At 61.8% G+C, this 15,020-nt stretch carries 12 protein-coding genes; 5 read left to right on the top strand and 7 right to left on the bottom strand.

What is annotated here, in order from left to right; all coding sequences use genetic code 11:
* Positions 1-83 precede the first annotated feature (83 nt).
* From CAG00_RS03180 to CAG00_RS03160, 5 genes are all read right to left on the bottom strand, one after another.
* Entirely contained in the window at positions 84-656 is a 573-nt protein-coding gene (locus tag CAG00_RS03180; RefSeq protein WP_025340931.1) for a lipocalin family protein, read from the bottom strand.
* Positions 653-907 carry an outer membrane protein assembly factor BamE gene (bamE, locus tag CAG00_RS03175; protein ID WP_003249234.1) on the bottom strand — a complete coding sequence of 85 codons (255 nt, stop codon included), beginning with the start codon at positions 905-907 and terminating at the stop codon, positions 653-655. Before bamE ends, CAG00_RS03180 begins: the two co-directional genes overlap by 4 nt.
* A gap of 225 nt (positions 908-1,132) precedes the next feature.
* Positions 1,133-1,729 (bottom strand): DUF924 family protein, encoded by a 597-nt coding sequence (locus tag CAG00_RS03170; protein WP_085663484.1) that lies wholly within the window; start codon positions 1,727-1,729, stop codon positions 1,133-1,135.
* 3 nt (positions 1,730-1,732) lie between these two features.
* On the bottom strand, positions 1,733-2,743 hold the full coding sequence (locus CAG00_RS03165; RefSeq protein WP_025340932.1) for a class 1 fructose-bisphosphatase: 1,011 nt from the start codon (positions 2,741-2,743) through the stop codon (positions 1,733-1,735).
* 256 nt (positions 2,744-2,999) lie between these two features.
* Entirely contained in the window at positions 3,000-5,450 is a 2,451-nt protein-coding gene (locus CAG00_RS03160) for a glycogen/starch/alpha-glucan phosphorylase (RefSeq protein WP_085663483.1), read from the bottom strand.
* A gap of 185 nt (positions 5,451-5,635) precedes the next feature.
* Here CAG00_RS03160 and CAG00_RS03155 point away from each other — a divergent pair, with 185 nt between their 5' ends.
* Positions 5,636-6,040 (top strand): YkgJ family cysteine cluster protein, encoded by a 405-nt coding sequence (locus CAG00_RS03155; RefSeq protein ID WP_003259873.1) that lies wholly within the window; start codon positions 5,636-5,638, stop codon positions 6,038-6,040.
* 200 nt (positions 6,041-6,240) lie between these two features.
* On the opposite strand, the gene typA is transcribed toward CAG00_RS03155, so the two are convergent.
* Together typA and thiI are read right to left on the bottom strand one after the other, a co-directional pair.
* Complete coding sequence (gene typA / locus CAG00_RS03150; protein ID WP_025340934.1) at positions 6,241-8,061, bottom strand: translational GTPase TypA; 1,821 nt, start codon at positions 8,059-8,061, stop codon at positions 6,241-6,243.
* Positions 8,062-8,188: 127 nt separating this feature from the next.
* The gene (gene thiI / locus CAG00_RS03145; protein ID WP_085663482.1) at positions 8,189-9,643 is read right to left on the bottom strand and encodes a tRNA uracil 4-sulfurtransferase ThiI; all 1,455 of its coding nucleotides are present in this window, start codon (positions 9,641-9,643) and stop codon (positions 8,189-8,191) included.
* A 470-nt stretch (positions 9,644-10,113) separates the two neighbouring features.
* On the opposite strand from thiI, the gene glnA reads away from it, so the two are divergent.
* The 4 genes from glnA to ntrC all read left to right on the top strand — a co-directional run bounded on the left by glnA (position 10,114) and on the right by ntrC (position 14,928).
* Positions 10,114-11,520 (top strand): type I glutamate--ammonia ligase, encoded by a 1,407-nt coding sequence (gene glnA, locus CAG00_RS03140; RefSeq protein WP_025340936.1) that lies wholly within the window; start codon positions 10,114-10,116, stop codon positions 11,518-11,520.
* A gap of 173 nt (positions 11,521-11,693) precedes the next feature.
* A complete protein-coding gene (locus CAG00_RS03135) occupies positions 11,694-12,137 on the top strand; it encodes a cupin domain-containing protein (protein ID WP_085663481.1) in 444 nt (147 codons plus the stop codon).
* 272 nt (positions 12,138-12,409) lie between these two features.
* A complete protein-coding gene (gene glnL, locus CAG00_RS03130; protein ID WP_085663480.1) occupies positions 12,410-13,495 on the top strand; it encodes a nitrogen regulation protein NR(II) in 1,086 nt (361 codons plus the stop codon).
* Positions 13,492-14,928 carry a nitrogen regulation protein NR(I) gene (gene ntrC, locus CAG00_RS03125; RefSeq protein ID WP_046613491.1) on the top strand — a complete coding sequence of 479 codons (1,437 nt, stop codon included), beginning with the start codon at positions 13,492-13,494 and terminating at the stop codon, positions 14,926-14,928. The genes glnL and ntrC overlap by 4 nt, the downstream gene beginning before the upstream one ends.
* Positions 14,929-15,020 lie beyond the last annotated feature (92 nt).

The following is a 15,020-nucleotide window of genomic DNA, read 5'->3' as shown; positions in this document are numbered from 1 at the left end:
ACAAGGCCGCTCCTACAGGAATGTGCGCTCCCCTGTAGGAGCGGCCTTGTGTCGCGATGGGCTGCAAAGCAGCCCCCAGAAATTCAGTGCCTCTTGACGATCTGCTGGTCCGACGCACGCCAGATCAGCCGATTGGTGTCATACCCCTGCTGCCGGGCCTTGGACATCAGGTTCTCGCGCTCCCAGGCCGGTAGCGTCGGCGTACGCGACAGGATCCACAAGTGCTTGCGGTCCGGGCTGCCGACCACCGCCGTGCGGTAGCGATCATCCACATACAGAATCCAGTACTCGCCCCTCGCCACCCCTGGCACCAGCTTGGTGAACCAATTGTCGAACTCGACCCACAACTTGTCGGTGTGCCCTGGCTCCTGGATGTTCGCATGCCCTTCGGCGCGCAGCCATTCGTCACCCATGGTGCGGCAGCGGTTGAGCACGCCGAGGCTACCATCGAGCCGGAGGTTGTAGTGCGCTTCGGACTGCTCGCAGCCGGTCTGGTAGCGCATCGGCAGGCGCGCCAGCTCGTACCATTTGCCCTGGTAGCGCTTGAGGTCGATGTTGCCCGCGGTTTTCGGCGCCAGCGGGTCATGCACGGAGCCGGCACAACCGCCCAGCAGCAACGCCAGGCATACCCCCATCAGCAGATACAGATGCCTCATTTGAGACCCTGCCCTGAATACATGAGCACCTTGTCAGCCGCGTATTGCACACTGATGAAGCTCTTCTCGTCCCCCCAGGTGCAGCTGCTCATCCCCAGCGCACCAGAGCACTCGGTCGGCGTGCCGAGCAGCTGCTCGACCTCGGCCTTGTTCATACCGGCCTTGATCTTGGAATAGTTTTCCTGGTTGATCTTGCTGCAGGCAGTCAGGACGACGCACAGCGACAACAGGGCGAGGGAACGCAACGACATGAAGGACACTCCTGGAGAGGGGATACAGGCGAGTGGCCTGCAGTGACCTTCGACGGTAAAAACCCTCCCAGGTTCCCTGACCTCCCTCCTCTACCCCTACGCCATTGGTCGGATGGCCACTACTGTGCGATTAATCACAAAGAATTACCCCGCCCAAACAAAAAGGCCGCCCCCGTGAAGGAGCGGCCTTGCGTCGCGACGGCCTGCGCAGCAGGCCACGAAGCCTCAGAACCTGGACCCAGGCTCCAGCAAAAAGTCCATCTCTTCGCTGGTACTCGGCCGCTCCAGCACCAGGTTGCGGTGCGGGAAGCGACCGAACCGGGCAATCACCCGCTGGTGCTGCTCGGCATAGTCGAGGAAGCCTTCGAACAACCGGCGGTTGGCTTCAGGCTGCTCGTCCAGCAGGTCCTTGTATCGGTCGACGCACAGGTTCTGCCAGTCCAGCACTTCGGCATGTTCCAGGACCAGCAGCACGAACACCCGCTGGATCGGCAGCAGCTGGTAATCCCAGTTTTTCTGCAAACCCTGCATCGCCACCACCTGGGCACGCCGGTCGCCCTCGAAGGCACGCGGCGTGTCGCGGTAGATCATGCGCGGCAGCTGGTCCAGCAGGATCAGCAGGCCCAGCCAGCCCTGCGGGCTTTGCTGCCACTCGTCGAGCCCACCCGCCAGGGCATGCTCGACCAGCTCGCCAAACAGCGCATGGGCCTCGGCATCATGATGCTTGCCGAACCACAGCGTGCTCTTCTCGTCAGCCACGGCCTGGGGACTGGTGCCCCAACCGAACCACCACTCCAGCAACGGCTGCCAAGGTGCGAGCATGACTTACTCCTTGTGGTAGGCGGTGACGCGCTCGACCTCTTCCTTCGAGCCGAGAATTACCGACACACGCTGGTGCAGGCTTTCTGGCTGGATGTCGAGGATGCGATCGTAACCGTTGGTGGAGGCGCCGCCGGCCTGTTCGATGATGAAGGACATCGGGTTGGCTTCGTACATCAGGCGCAGTTTGCCCGGCTTGCTCGGCTCGCGGGCGTCACGTGGGTACATGAACAGGCCGCCACGGGTCAGGATGCGGTGTACGTCGGCCACCATCGAGGCGATCCAGCGCATGTTGTAGTTCTTCTTCAGCGGGCCGGTCTCGCCTGCCAGCAGTTCGCCCACGTAGCGCTGAACCGGAGCTTCCCAGTGGCGCTGGTTGGACATGTTGATGGCGAACTCTGCGGTGCTTTCCGGCACGCGGATGTTTTCGTGGGTGAGGACGAAGCTGCCCAGTTCGCGGTCCAGGGTGAAGCCCTTGACGCCGTTGCCCAGGGTCAGGATCAGCATGGTCTGCGGGCCGTAGATGGCGTAACCGGCGGCGACCTGCTGGGTGCCTGGCTGCAGGAAGGCATTTTCGTTCAGGGTTTCGTTCTGGCTCAGGTATTCGTTAGGGCAACGCAGTACCGAGAAGATGGTGCCGACCGAAACGTTGACGTCGATGTTGGACGAGCCGTCCAGCGGGTCGAAGACCAGCAGGTAGGCGCCTTTCGGGTACTTGCCCGGGATCTGGTAGGCGTTGTCCATTTCTTCGGAAGCCATGCCGGCCAGGTGGCCGCCCCACTCGTTGGCTTCCAGCAGGATATCGTTGGAAATCACGTCCAGTTTCTTCTGGACTTCGCCCTGCACGTTTTCAGTGCCCATGCTGCCCAGCACACCACCAAGGGCGCCTTTGGACACGTGATGGCTGATTTCCTTGCACGCACGCGCCACCACTTCGATCAGGAAGCGCAGATCGGCAGGGGTATTGTTGCTGCGGGTCTGCTCAATCAGATAGCGACTCAGGGTAACGCGGGACATGTATGGCTCCGAAAGGATTGGGGGGATAAAAACCCCCGCAGTTTACAGGGAGAGTTGCGGGCTAGCGAGTGATGAGACTCGCCACGGCTCTCAGACGGCACAATAGGTCGGTAGTTCAGCGTGCGCCAGTCCGGTGGTCTGGTTGTGGGCCCATTCGCGGGCACGCCCGCTCCCACAGGAGTTGCACAACCCTGGAAACCTTGTGCAGTCCATGTGGGAGCGGGCGTGCCCGCGAAGAGGCCGGCACAGGCCTACCTCAATCCAGCGCCTTCCAGATCTCGCTGGCATATTCCCGAATGGTCCGGTCCGAGGAGAACCAGCCCATCCGCGCGGTATTCAGCACCGCCATGCGCCACCATTCCTGCGGCGTGTGCCACAGCTCCTCGACCCGTCGCTGGGCATCCCAGTAGGCATCGAAATCGGCACACACCAGGAAGCGGTCATGAGCCACCAGCCCGTCTATCAGCGCGCTATAGCGCGACGGGTCGTCCGGCGAGAACACCCCGCTGCGAACAGCCTGCAACACGTCGTTCAGGCGGCTGGACGCGGCAATCGCCGCACTGGCGCCAAAGTCCCCGTCGCGCCGTCTGGCCTCCACCTGCTGCGCGGTAAGGCCGAAGATGAACATGTTTTCGGTACCCACCTGCTCGCTCATCTCGACGTTGGCACCATCCAGGGTGCCGATGGTCAGCGCGCCGTTCAGGCCGAACTTCATGTTGCTGGTGCCGGAGGCTTCGTAACCGGCGGTGGAAATCTGCTCGGAAAGGTCCGCCGCCGGGATGATGCTTTCGGCCAGGCTGACGTTGTAGTTGGGCAGGAATACCACCTTCAGCAGGCCGCGCACGGTGGGGTCGTTGTTCACCACCCGGGCGATGTCGTTGGCCAGCTTGATGATCAGCTTGGCCTGGTGATAGCTGGCCGCGGCCTTGCCGGCGAAAATCTTCACCCGCGGCACCCAGTCGGTACCGGGGTCGTTGCGCATGGCCTGGTACAGCGCCACGGTGTGCAGCAGGTTGAGCAACTGGCGCTTGTATTCGTGGATGCGCTTGACCTGCACATCGAACAGCGCTTCGGGGTTCACCGTAACGCCCAGGCGGTCCTGGATGATGCTGGCCAGGGCACGCTTGCTGTGCAGGCGCTGCGCGGCGAACTGCTTGCGGAAGCCGCTCTTGTCGGCGAACGGCACCAGATTGACCAGGCGCCCTTCCGGATCGTCCAGCAACTCAGGGCCCAACGCCTCGACCAGCATGGCGGTCAGCTGCGGGTTGGACTGGTACAGCCAGCGGCGGAAGGTAATGCCGTTGGTCTTGTTGTTGATCCGTTGCGGGTAGAGCTTGTGCAGCTCGGCGAACACCGTGCTTTTCATCAGCTTGCTGTGCAGCGCCGATACACCGTTGACGCTGTGCGAACCGAGGAACGCCAGGTTACCCATGCGCACTCGGCGGCCGTTGTCTTCTTCGATCAGCGACACGGCCCGCAGCACATCGAAGTCGTGCAGGCCTTTCGCCCGCAGCGCGTCGATGTGGTAGGCGTTGATCAGGTAGATGATCTGCATGTGCCGCGGCAGCATGCGTTCCATCAGCGCCACCGGCCAGGTTTCCAGGGCTTCGGGCAGCAAGGTGTGGTTGGTGTAGGCCAGGGTGCCGACGGTCAGCTCCCAGGCGGTATCCCAGGGGATTTCATGCTGGTCGACCAGCAGGCGCATCAGCTCGGCCACGGCGATCGACGGGTGGGTGTCGTTGAGCTGGATGGCCGCCGCATCCGGCAGGTTGAGCAGGTTGTCGTGCATGTTCAGGTGGCGGCGCAGCAGGTCCTGCAACGAAGCCGAAACAAAGAAGTACTCCTGGCGCAGGCGCAGCTCCTGGCCCGCCTCGGTGCTATCGGCCGGGTACAGCACCCGCGAAATGCTTTCGGCCCGCGCCACCTCGGCTACCGCACCCAGGTGGTCACCGGCATTGAAGCGTTCCAGGTGCAGCTCTTCCAGCGCCCGCGCACGCCACAGGCGCAGGGTATTGACGCTGGCCCCGCGCCAACCGACTACCGGGGTGTCATAGGCCACCGCTCGCACGGTCTCGCCCGGCCACCACACCTGGCGCTGCTGGCCGTGGGTGTCGTGCACCGTTTCGACGCTGCCGCCAAAGCTGATCGGGTAGATCACCTCGGCGCGCTCGAACTCCCAGGGGTTGCCGAAGTCCAGCCAGTTCTCGGTCTGCTCCTGCTGCCAGCCATCGACCATGGCCTGGCGAAACAGCCCGTGCTCGTAGCGGATGCCATAACCGTGAGCAGCGATGCCCAGGGTCGACATGCTCTCCATGAAGCACGCCGCCAGGCGGCCCAGGCCGCCGTTGCCCAGCGCGGCATCGGGCTCGAGCAGGCGGATGCGCTCCAGGTCCACGTCCAGCCCATCCAGTGCGTCGCGGGCAATGTCTAGCAGGCCCAGGTTGCTCAGGCTGTCGTACAGCAAGCGGCCGATGAGGAATTCGAGGGAAAGGTAATAGACCCGCTTCTGGCTGCGGCGATAAGCCTGGCGGGTGTGGTCCATCCAGTGATCGACCATGTGATCGCGCGCGGCCAGTGCGATGGCTTCGAACCAGTCGTGGTCGAAGGCGTGCTCCGGGTCCTTGCCAACCGCGTAGGTCAGCTTGTCCAGTACAGCGGCGCGAAATTCGGCCACCTCGGCGTCACGAGCTTTGGGTTCCTGGGACATGCGGCATCCTCGGGCAAGTTGACGAAAGCGGAGGGAGACTGTTGAGCCTAGACCCTTCGACAGGGAGTGACAGTTAGCGTTCGCAGTTTTCATGCCCACTCTGCGATTCCGGCAAAAGGTTGTTCATAAATTGAACAATTCCGGTATGATCGCGCGCCCCAAGACCGTGATACACCCCCATAACGATGAAAACGACCCTGATCGCCGCGGCCGAAGTCGACCGCCTGGAGACCTGGCAGCGCTATACCAGCAACATGTGCCATGGCTGCCATTCGACCTGCTGCACCCTGCCGGTGGAGGTGAAGATCAAGGATCTGATCCGTATCGGCGTGGTCGACGAGTTCGAGAAAGACGAACCGCCGAAGAACATCGCCAAGCGCCTGCAGAAGGACGGCATCATCGAACGCTTCAACCAGAAGTCGGGGATCTTCACCCTGACCCGGATGAGCAATGATGACTGCCTGTACCTGGATCGTAAAAGCCGGCTGTGCACCATTTATGACAAGCGGCCGGATACCTGCCGCAACCACCCCAAGGTCGGGCCGCGGCCGGGGTATTGTGCGTACAAGCCCAAGGTGGTCGGGCGCTGATCCTGCTTTGCATTTGAGATTCTGGGGCTGCGTTGCAGCCCTTTCGCGACACAAGGCCGCTCCTACAGGAGATCGCGGTCCCTTGTAGGAGCGGCCTTGTGTCGCGATGGGCCGCAAGGCGGCCCCAAAATCTGCAGGCAAACAAAAACGCCCCCGGCCTTTCGACCGGGGGCGTTTTTGTTTCAGCTCAAGCTAGACAATCAAGCCTTGGCTTTCTTGGCAGCGCGGGTACGCTCGCCTTCGTCCAGGATCTTCTTGCGCAGGCGGATCGACTTCGGAGTCACTTCGCACAGCTCGTCGTCCTGGATGAATTCCAGGGCCTGTTCCAGGGTGTGGCGAACCGGCGGTACCAGGGCGATGACTTCGTCTTTGCCCGAAGCACGCATGTTGTCGAGCTTCTTGCCCTTGGTCGGGTTCACGCCCAGGTCGTTGTCACGGCTGTTCAGGCCGATGATCTGACCGTTGTAGATGTCCTGACCGTGCTCGATGAACAGCTTGCCACGAGCCTGCAGGGTTTCCAGCGAGTAGGTCAGCGCCTTGCCGGTCTCGATCGAAACCAGTACACCGTTCAGGCGGCCGGACATCTGGCCGGCTTTCATGGTGTCGTAGCGATCGAAGATCGAGGTCAGGATGCCAGCACCGTTGGTCAGGGTCAGGAACTGGTTACGGAAACCGATCAGACCACGAGCAGGTACGTTGTACTCCAGACGTACACGGCCCTTGCCATCCGGCGCCATGTTGGTCAGGTCGCCTTTACGCAGGCCCATTTCTTCCATGACCTTGCCCTGGGATTCTTCAGGGATGTCGATGGTGACGTTCTCGAACGGCTCCTGCTTCACGCCGTTGACTTCGCGGATGATCACTTCAGGGCGGCCTACAGCCATCTCGAAGCCTTCACGACGCATGGTTTCGATCAGAACCGACAGGTGCAGCTCACCACGGCCGGAAACCTTGAACTTGTCAGCCGAGTCGCCCTCTTCAACGCGCAGTGCAACGTTGTACAGCAGCTCTTTGTCCAGACGTTCCTTGATGTTACGGCTGGTGACGAACTTGCCTTCCTTGCCGCAGAATGGCGAGTCGTTGACCTGGAAGGTCATCGAAACGGTCGGCTCGTCAACGGTCAGTGGCTTCATCGCCTCGACGTTGTTCATGTCGCACAGGGTGTCGGAGATGAACAGCTCGTCGAAACCGCTGATGCAGACGATGTCGCCAGCCTGGGCTTCTTCAACGTCGACGCGGTGCAGGCCGTGGTGGCCCATCAGCTTGAGGATACGGCCGTTACGCTTCTTGCCTTCGGTGTCGATGGCAACAACCGGGGTGTTCGGCTTGACGCGACCACGGGCGATACGGCCAACGCCGATAACACCGAGGAAGCTGTTGTAGTCCAGAGCGGAGATCTGCATCTGGAACGGGCCATCGACGTCAACGTTCGGCGCCGGTACGTTGTCGACGATCGACTGGTACAGCGGGGTCATGTCTTCGGCCATGTCGGTGTGGTCCAGACCGGCGATGCCGTTCAGGGCCGAGGCGTAGACAACCTGGAAGTCCAGCTGGTCGTCGGTGGCACCGAGGTTGTCGAACAGGTCGAAGATCTGGTCCAGAACCCAGTCAGGACGCGCGCCCGGGCGGTCAACCTTGTTGATCACGACGATCGGCTTCAGGCCAGCTTCGAAAGCCTTCTTGGTCACGAAGCGGGTTTGCGGCATCGGGCCGTCCTGGGCGTCGACCAGCAGCAGCACGGAGTCGACCATCGACATTACACGCTCAACCTCGCCACCGAAGTCGGCGTGGCCGGGGGTGTCGACGATGTTGATGTGGTAGCCGTTCCAGTTGATGGCAGTGTTTTTCGCCAGAATGGTAATGCCGCGCTCTTTTTCCTGGTCGTTGGAGTCCATCACGCGCTCGTCGTTGAGCTCGTTACGCTCCAGGGTGCCGGACTGGCGCAGGAGTTTGTCGACCAGGGTGGTTTTACCATGGTCAACGTGGGCGATGATGGCGATGTTACGCAGATTTTCGATCACAACTGTATCTCGATCAGAGGATTCGGTTGCCGCCAGTGTAGGCGGCGAATATGTACGGTTTGAGGCTCAGCGGGCCCGATGGTCGGGAGGGCGATGGCGGATGCTGCCGCCATACAGCCCTGGCGTCTTATGTCGGACGATAAACACGCACATTGGCATGTCCCTCACTGACCAGGTGGTGTGCGTGCAGACGGCTCATCACACCTTTGTCGCAATACAGCAAGTACTGGCGGTTGGCATCCAGCTGCTTGAACTTGCTGTTGATGGCATAGAACGGCATGGCCTGGACTTCGATACCGTCGAGCACCAGAGGTTCGTCTTCCTGGGCATCGGGGTGACGAATGTCGATGACGATCTGGCCGGGCAGCGCCTCGGTCACTTCCTCGATTTCGATGTCCTTGCCCAGTTCGTCGATCACATGGTCGATGGAGATCAGCCGGGCGCGTTCCAGAGCGCGCTCCAGCACGGCCATGTCGAACTGCTTCTCTTCATGCTCCATGCGGTGGCGCTTGGCGTGGGTGGTCGGGTTTACCGAGATCACGCCGCAGTATTCTGGCATGTGCTTGGCGAAGTCGGCAGTGCCGATCGCATAGGCCTGGTCGATGATGTCCTGCTTGTGGCTGGCCAGCAGCGGGCGCAGCACCAGCTTGTCGGTGGCCGAGTCGATGATCGACAGGTTCGGCAGGGTCTGGCTGGACACCTGGGAAATCGCCTCGCCGGTGACCAGCGCGTCGATCTCCAGGCGGTCGGCCATGTGCGCGGCACCGCGCAGCATCATGCGCTTCAGGGTCACACCCATGTAGCTGTTGTCGACCTTGTTGAGGATCTCGCCGACCACTTCCTCGAACGGCACGCTGATGAACAGCACGCGCTGGCTGCTGCCGAACTTCTTCCACAGGTAGTGGGCCACTTCCATCACGCCCAACTCGTGGGCACGGCCGCCGAGGTTGAAGAAGCAGAAGTGGGTCATCAGGCCACGGCGCATCATCTGGTAGGCCGCCACGGTGGAGTCGAAGCCGCCGGACATCAGTACCAGGGTCTGCTCCAGGGCGCCCAGCGGGTAGCCGCCGATGCCCTGGTGCTGGTTGTGGATCACGTACAGGCGCTGGTCGCGGATTTCGATGCGCACCAGCACTTCCGGGTTTTTCAGCTCGATGCCGGCTGCGCCGCACTGCTGACGCAACTGGCTGCCGACATAACGGTCGACGTCCATCGAGGTGAAGTCGTGGTGGCCGCCGCGCTTGCAGCGCACGGCGAAGTGCTTGCCGGCCAGCAGATGACCGAAGTGCTGCTTGCACTTGGCGACGATGTCGTCGAAGTCGCCGAGCGGGTATTCCTCTACCTGCAGGAAGTGGGTGATACCCGGGGTGCAGGTGAGGCGCTCGATCATCTCGCGCTGGACTTTTTCGTCTTCGACGCGGGTGACCACTTCGAGATTGTCCCAGACACCATCGACCACGAGCTCAGGGTCAAGGTCCTTGAGCACGTTGCGGATGTTCTTGCCGAGCTGGCGGATGAAGCGCTTGCGCACCGGCCGGCTCTTGATGGTGATTTCTGGGAAGACTTTGACGATAAGTTTCATTGGTTAACAGCGCGCGCAGGGCCTGCCGAAAATGAGGGGCGCGAATTATAGCGGAAATTGCTCAGGATTTGACCAACTTTTGTACAGAAGGTCGGATTTATATTGCCTGCACCAGCCTCATCGCCGGCAAGCCAGCTCCCACAGGCCATCCGCAGCTCTCAAGACTTACGCCCTACCTGTGGGAGCGGGCGAGCCCGCAAAGAGGCCCTCAAAGAAAGCACATAATTCAAGCAATGCACACTATTGGTGCACAACTACCAAAATTCGCATCTTAAGGGTGCATTTTTACCCGCCAACTCTGCGCCCAATGCCCGCAAACGCCCCCTTTTATCCCGCCCTCGCCATTTTCGGGCACTGGCATGCAATTTGCTCCCTTGTGAGGCAGGTAAGCTTGGCCGACTATCCGCGCCCGGCAACACCCTTTTTCCAGGGCAGCGGCCCACCGCGCTCTAGACCATCCGGAGGACAACATGTCGAAGTCGGTTCAACTCATCAAAGATCATGACGTCAAGTGGATTGATCTGCGTTTCACGGACACCAAAGGCATTCAGCACCACGTGACCATGCCGTCGCGTGATGCGCTGGAAGACGACTTCTTCGAAGTCGGCAAGATGTTCGACGGTTCCTCCATCGCTGGCTGGAAAGGCATCGAAGCTTCCGACATGATCCTGATGCCGGTCGACGAAACTGCCGTACTGGACCCGTTCACCGAAGAGCCAACCCTGATCATCACCTGCGACATCGTCGACCCGTCGAGCATGCAGGGCTACGATCGTGACCCTCGCGCCATCGCCAAGCGCGCCGAAGAGTACCTGAAGAGCACCGGCATCGGTGACACCGTATTCGCCGGCCCGGAGCCAGAGTTCTTCATCTTCGACGAAGTTAAGTTCCAGTCGGACATCTCCGGCTCGATGTTCAAGATCTTCTCCGAGCAAGGCTCGTGGATGACCGGCGCTGATGTGGAAGGCGGCAACAAAGGCCACCGTCCAGGCGTGAAAGGCGGCTACTTCCCGGTTCCGCCGTTCGACCACGACCACGAAATCCGTACCGCCATGTGCAACGCACTGGAAGAAATGGGTCAGACCGTCGAAGTTCACCACCACGAAGTGGCGACTGCCGGCCAGAACGAAATCGGCGTCAAGTTCAACACCCTGGTGAAGAAGGCTGACGAAGTACAGGCACTGAAGTACGTCGTGCACAACGTTGCCGACGCCTACGGCCGTACCGCCACTTTCATGCCGAAGCCTCTGTACGGCGACAACGGCTCGGGCATGCACGTGCACATGTCGATCTGGAAAGACGGCAAGAACACCTTCTCGGGTGAAGGCTATGCCGGCCTGTCCGACACCGCCCTGTACTTCATCGGCGGTATCATCAAGCACGGTAAGGCCCTGAACGGCTTCACCAACCCGTCGACCAACTCCTACAAGCGTCTGGTCCCAGGCTTCGAAGCCCCGGTAATGCTGGCCTACTCGGCTCGCAACCGTTCCGCCTCGATCCGTATTCCTTACGTCGGCAGCCCGAAAGCCCGCCGTATCGAAGCTCGCTTCCCGGATCCATCGGCCAACCCATACCTGGCCTTCGCGGCCCTGCTGATGGCCGGCCTGGACGGTATCCAGAACAAGATCCACCCAGGCGATGCTGCCGACAAGAACCTGTACGACCTGCCGCCTGAAGAGGCCAAGGACATCCCGCAGGTTTGCGGCAGCCTGAAGGAAGCTCTGGAAGAGCTGGACAAGGGCCGTGCGTTCCTGACCAAGGGCGGCGTGTTCTCCGACGACTTCATCGATGCCTTCATCGAGCTGAAGAGCGAAGAAGAAATCAAGGTCCGCACCTTCGTTCACCCGCTGGAATACGAGCTGTACTACAGCTGCTGATCTGATCGGCGCCTGGCGCCGATGACATGATCACGAACGGCCTCCTTCGGGAGGCCGTTTTCGTTTCCGTGGCTGCCTCATCGATTTCATACAGAACCAGCAGATGCCGCTGACATTTCGCCGCCCCTTCAGCACGCAGGGTAGGCGTCCCTTCAGTCGACGGACATCACGCCATGCGCAAACTTCTACCTGCAATGATTACCGTATCCGCCCTCCTCGCCGGCTGCGCCAGCAACGGCACCGCGCCAGGCCAGGCAACGTCACAGGTGCTTCACCGCGCCACCGGCAGTTGGGACGGCACCCCCTATCGCGATTACCCCGAAGGACGACCAGTGCTGTCGCTGGTGAAAGTCAGCATCCCCGCCCACACAACCCTCGGCTGGCACTGCCATCAGGCGCTCAATCTGGGCTATCTGGCGGAGGGCAGACTTGAGGTGGAAACCCGCGACGGCAAGCGCACAAGCCTGGTTGCAGGCCAGACGCTGGCAGAACTTCAAGGGGAAGTGCACCGCGGGCACACCACCGCGCAGCCCGCCACTGTCATGGTGTTCCACGCAAGCAATGAAGACCTGGCGTTTTCAACGCCAGAAGCCGAATGCCCGCCAACTGTGCGATAAACCCTGAAACCACCTATGCTCCATATTGGTGCATTCTGAGAGCTAACGCCCCCGAATGCACCCCAAAAGCGATCACATGAACCGTTTAATCAGTTCATTCTGGTGCGGTTTTTCCCGTTTTCAGGGCTTTATCGGCAAATTCCGCTTCTTTTCGGAGCCTTGGTTTGGTTCTTGCATTTTTTGCCCAAAGACTGGAATCAGCGGATCCACCGCGCGCCCGACCATGGCCGCGCCCATGCCCGACACGCGCCAAAAGAGGTCGACGACGCCCTATGACCATCAGCGATGCCCAGCACCGTCTGCTTCTGGACAACCTGACCACCGCCACGCTGCTGCTCAACGCCGAGCTGCGCCTGGAGTACATGAACCCGGCCGCGGAAATGCTCCTGGCGGTCAGTGGCCAGCGCAGCCATGGGCAGTTCATCAGCGAACTGTTCACCGAGTCGACCGAGGCGCTCAGCTCGCTGCGCCAGGCGGTCGAGCAGGCGCACCCGTTCACCAAGCGCGAAGCGCAGCTCACCTCGCTGACCGGGCAGGCCATCACCGTCGACTACGCGGTAACGCCGATCCTGCACCAGGGCCAGACCCTGCTGCTGCTGGAGGTGCACCCACGCGACCGGCTGCTGCGCATTACCAAGGAAGAGGCCCAGCTGAGCAAGCAGGAAACCACCAAGATGCTGGTGCGCGGCCTGGCCCACGAAATCAAGAACCCCCTTGGCGGCATCCGCGGCGCAGCCCAGCTGCTGGCCCGCGAACTGCCTGAAGAAGGCCTGCGTGACTATACCAACGTGATCATCGAGGAAGCCGACCGCCTGCGTAACCTGGTCGACCGCATGCTCGGTTCGAACAAGCTGCCGTCGCTGGCCATGACCAACATCCACGAAGTGCTGGAGCGGGTCTGCAGCTTGGTAGAGGCCGAAAGCCAGGGCTGCATCACTTTGGTGCGCGACTATGACCCCAGCCTGCCGGATGTGTTGATCGACCGCGAGCAGATGATCCAGGCCGTGCTCAACATCGTGCGCAATGCCATGCAGGCGATCAGTTCGCAGAACGAACTGCGCCTGGGCCGCATCACCCTGCGCAGCCGTGCCCTGCGCCAGTTCACCATCGGCCACGTGCGCCATCGCCTGGTGGCGCGGGTCGAGATCATCGACAACGGCCCGGGCATCCCGCCGGAACTGCAGGACACCCTCTTCTATCCCATGGTCAGCGGCCGCCCGGACGGTACCGGGCTGGGCCTGGCCATCACCCAGAACATCATCAGCCAGCACCAGGGCCTGATCGAGTGTGAAAGCCATGCAGGCCACACCGCCTTCTCGATCTACCTGCCCCTGGAACAAGGAGCCACCGCCTCATGAGCCGAAGTGAAACCGTATGGATCGTCGACGATGATCGCTCCATCCGCTGGGTCCTGGAAAAAGCCCTGCAACAGGAAGGCATGACCACCCAGAGCTTCGACAGCGCCGATGGCGTGATGGGCCGCCTGGCACGCCAGCAACCGGACGTGATCATTTCCGACATCCGCATGCCGGGCACCAGCGGCCTCGACCTGCTGGCACAGATCCGTGAGCAGCACCCGCGCCTGCCGGTCATCATCATGACCGCCCACTCCGACCTGGACAGCGCCGTGGCATCGTACCAAGGCGGTGCCTTCGAGTACCTGCCCAAGCCGTTCGATGTGGACGAGGCGGTCTCGCTGGTCAAGCGAGCCAACCAGCATGCCCAGGAGCAACAAGGGCTGGATGTGCCGCAGAGCCTGGCGCGCACCCCGGAAATCATCGGTGAAGCGCCGGCGATGCAGGAGGTGTTCCGCGCCATCGGCCGCCTCAGCCACTCCAACATCACCGTGCTGATCAACGGCGAGTCCGGTACCGGCAAGGAGCTGGTGGCCCACGCCCTGCACCGCCACAGCCCGCGTGCGGCGTCGCCGTTCATTGCCCTGAACATGGCCGCCATCCCCAAGGACCTGATGGAGTCCGAGCTGTTCGGCCATGAAAAAGGCGCCTTCACCGGCGCCGCCAACCTGCGCCGGGGGCGCTTCGAGCAGGCCGACGGCGGTACCCTGTTCCTCGACGAGATCGGCGACATGCCTGCCGACACCCAGACCCGCCTGCTGCGAGTGCTGGCCGATGGCGAGTTCTATCGCGTGGGCGGCCACGTGCCGGTCAAGGTCGATGTGCGCATCATCGCCGCCACCCACCAGAACCTGGAGTCGCTGGTACAGGCCGGCAAGTTCCGCGAGGACTTGTTCCACCGCCTGAACGTGATTCGCATCCACATCCCACGGCTGGCCGACCGCCGCGAGGATATCCCCGCCCTCGCCCGCCACTTCCTCGCCCGCGCCGCCCAGGAGCTGGCGGTCGAGCCGAAGATCCTCAAGCCGGAAACCGAGGAATTCATCCGCAACCTGCCGTGGCCGGGCAACGTACGGCAAATGGAAAACACCTGCCGCTGGATCACCGTGATGGCCTCCAGCCGCGAAGTGCTGATCGGCGACCTGCCGCCAGAACTGCTGAACCTGCCACAGGACGCCGCGCCGGTAACCAACTGGGAGCAGGCCCTGCGCCAGTGGGCCGACCAGGCGCTGGCGCGCGGGCAGACCAGCCTGCTGGACAGCGCAGTGCCGAGCTTCGAGCGGATCATGATCGAAACGGCGCTCAAGCACACTGCAGGCCGTCGGCGCGATGCGGCACTGTTGCTGGGTTGGGGGCGCAACACCCTGACGCGCAAGATCAAGGAGCTGGGGATGAATGTGGCGGGTGGCGATGATGAGGAAGGGGACGATCACTGAGTTCCAGGTAAACCCATAGTTCTTTGGGGCTGCTGCGCAGCCCATCGCGACACAAGGCCGCTCCTACAGGAGAATGCGATCCCCTGTAGGAG

Source organism: Pseudomonas sp. B5(2017), assembly GCF_002112825.1.
GTDB lineage: Bacteria > Pseudomonadota > Gammaproteobacteria > Pseudomonadales > Pseudomonadaceae > Aquipseudomonas > Aquipseudomonas putida_Z.
This window is presented reverse-complemented; position numbering and strand designations above follow the sequence as displayed.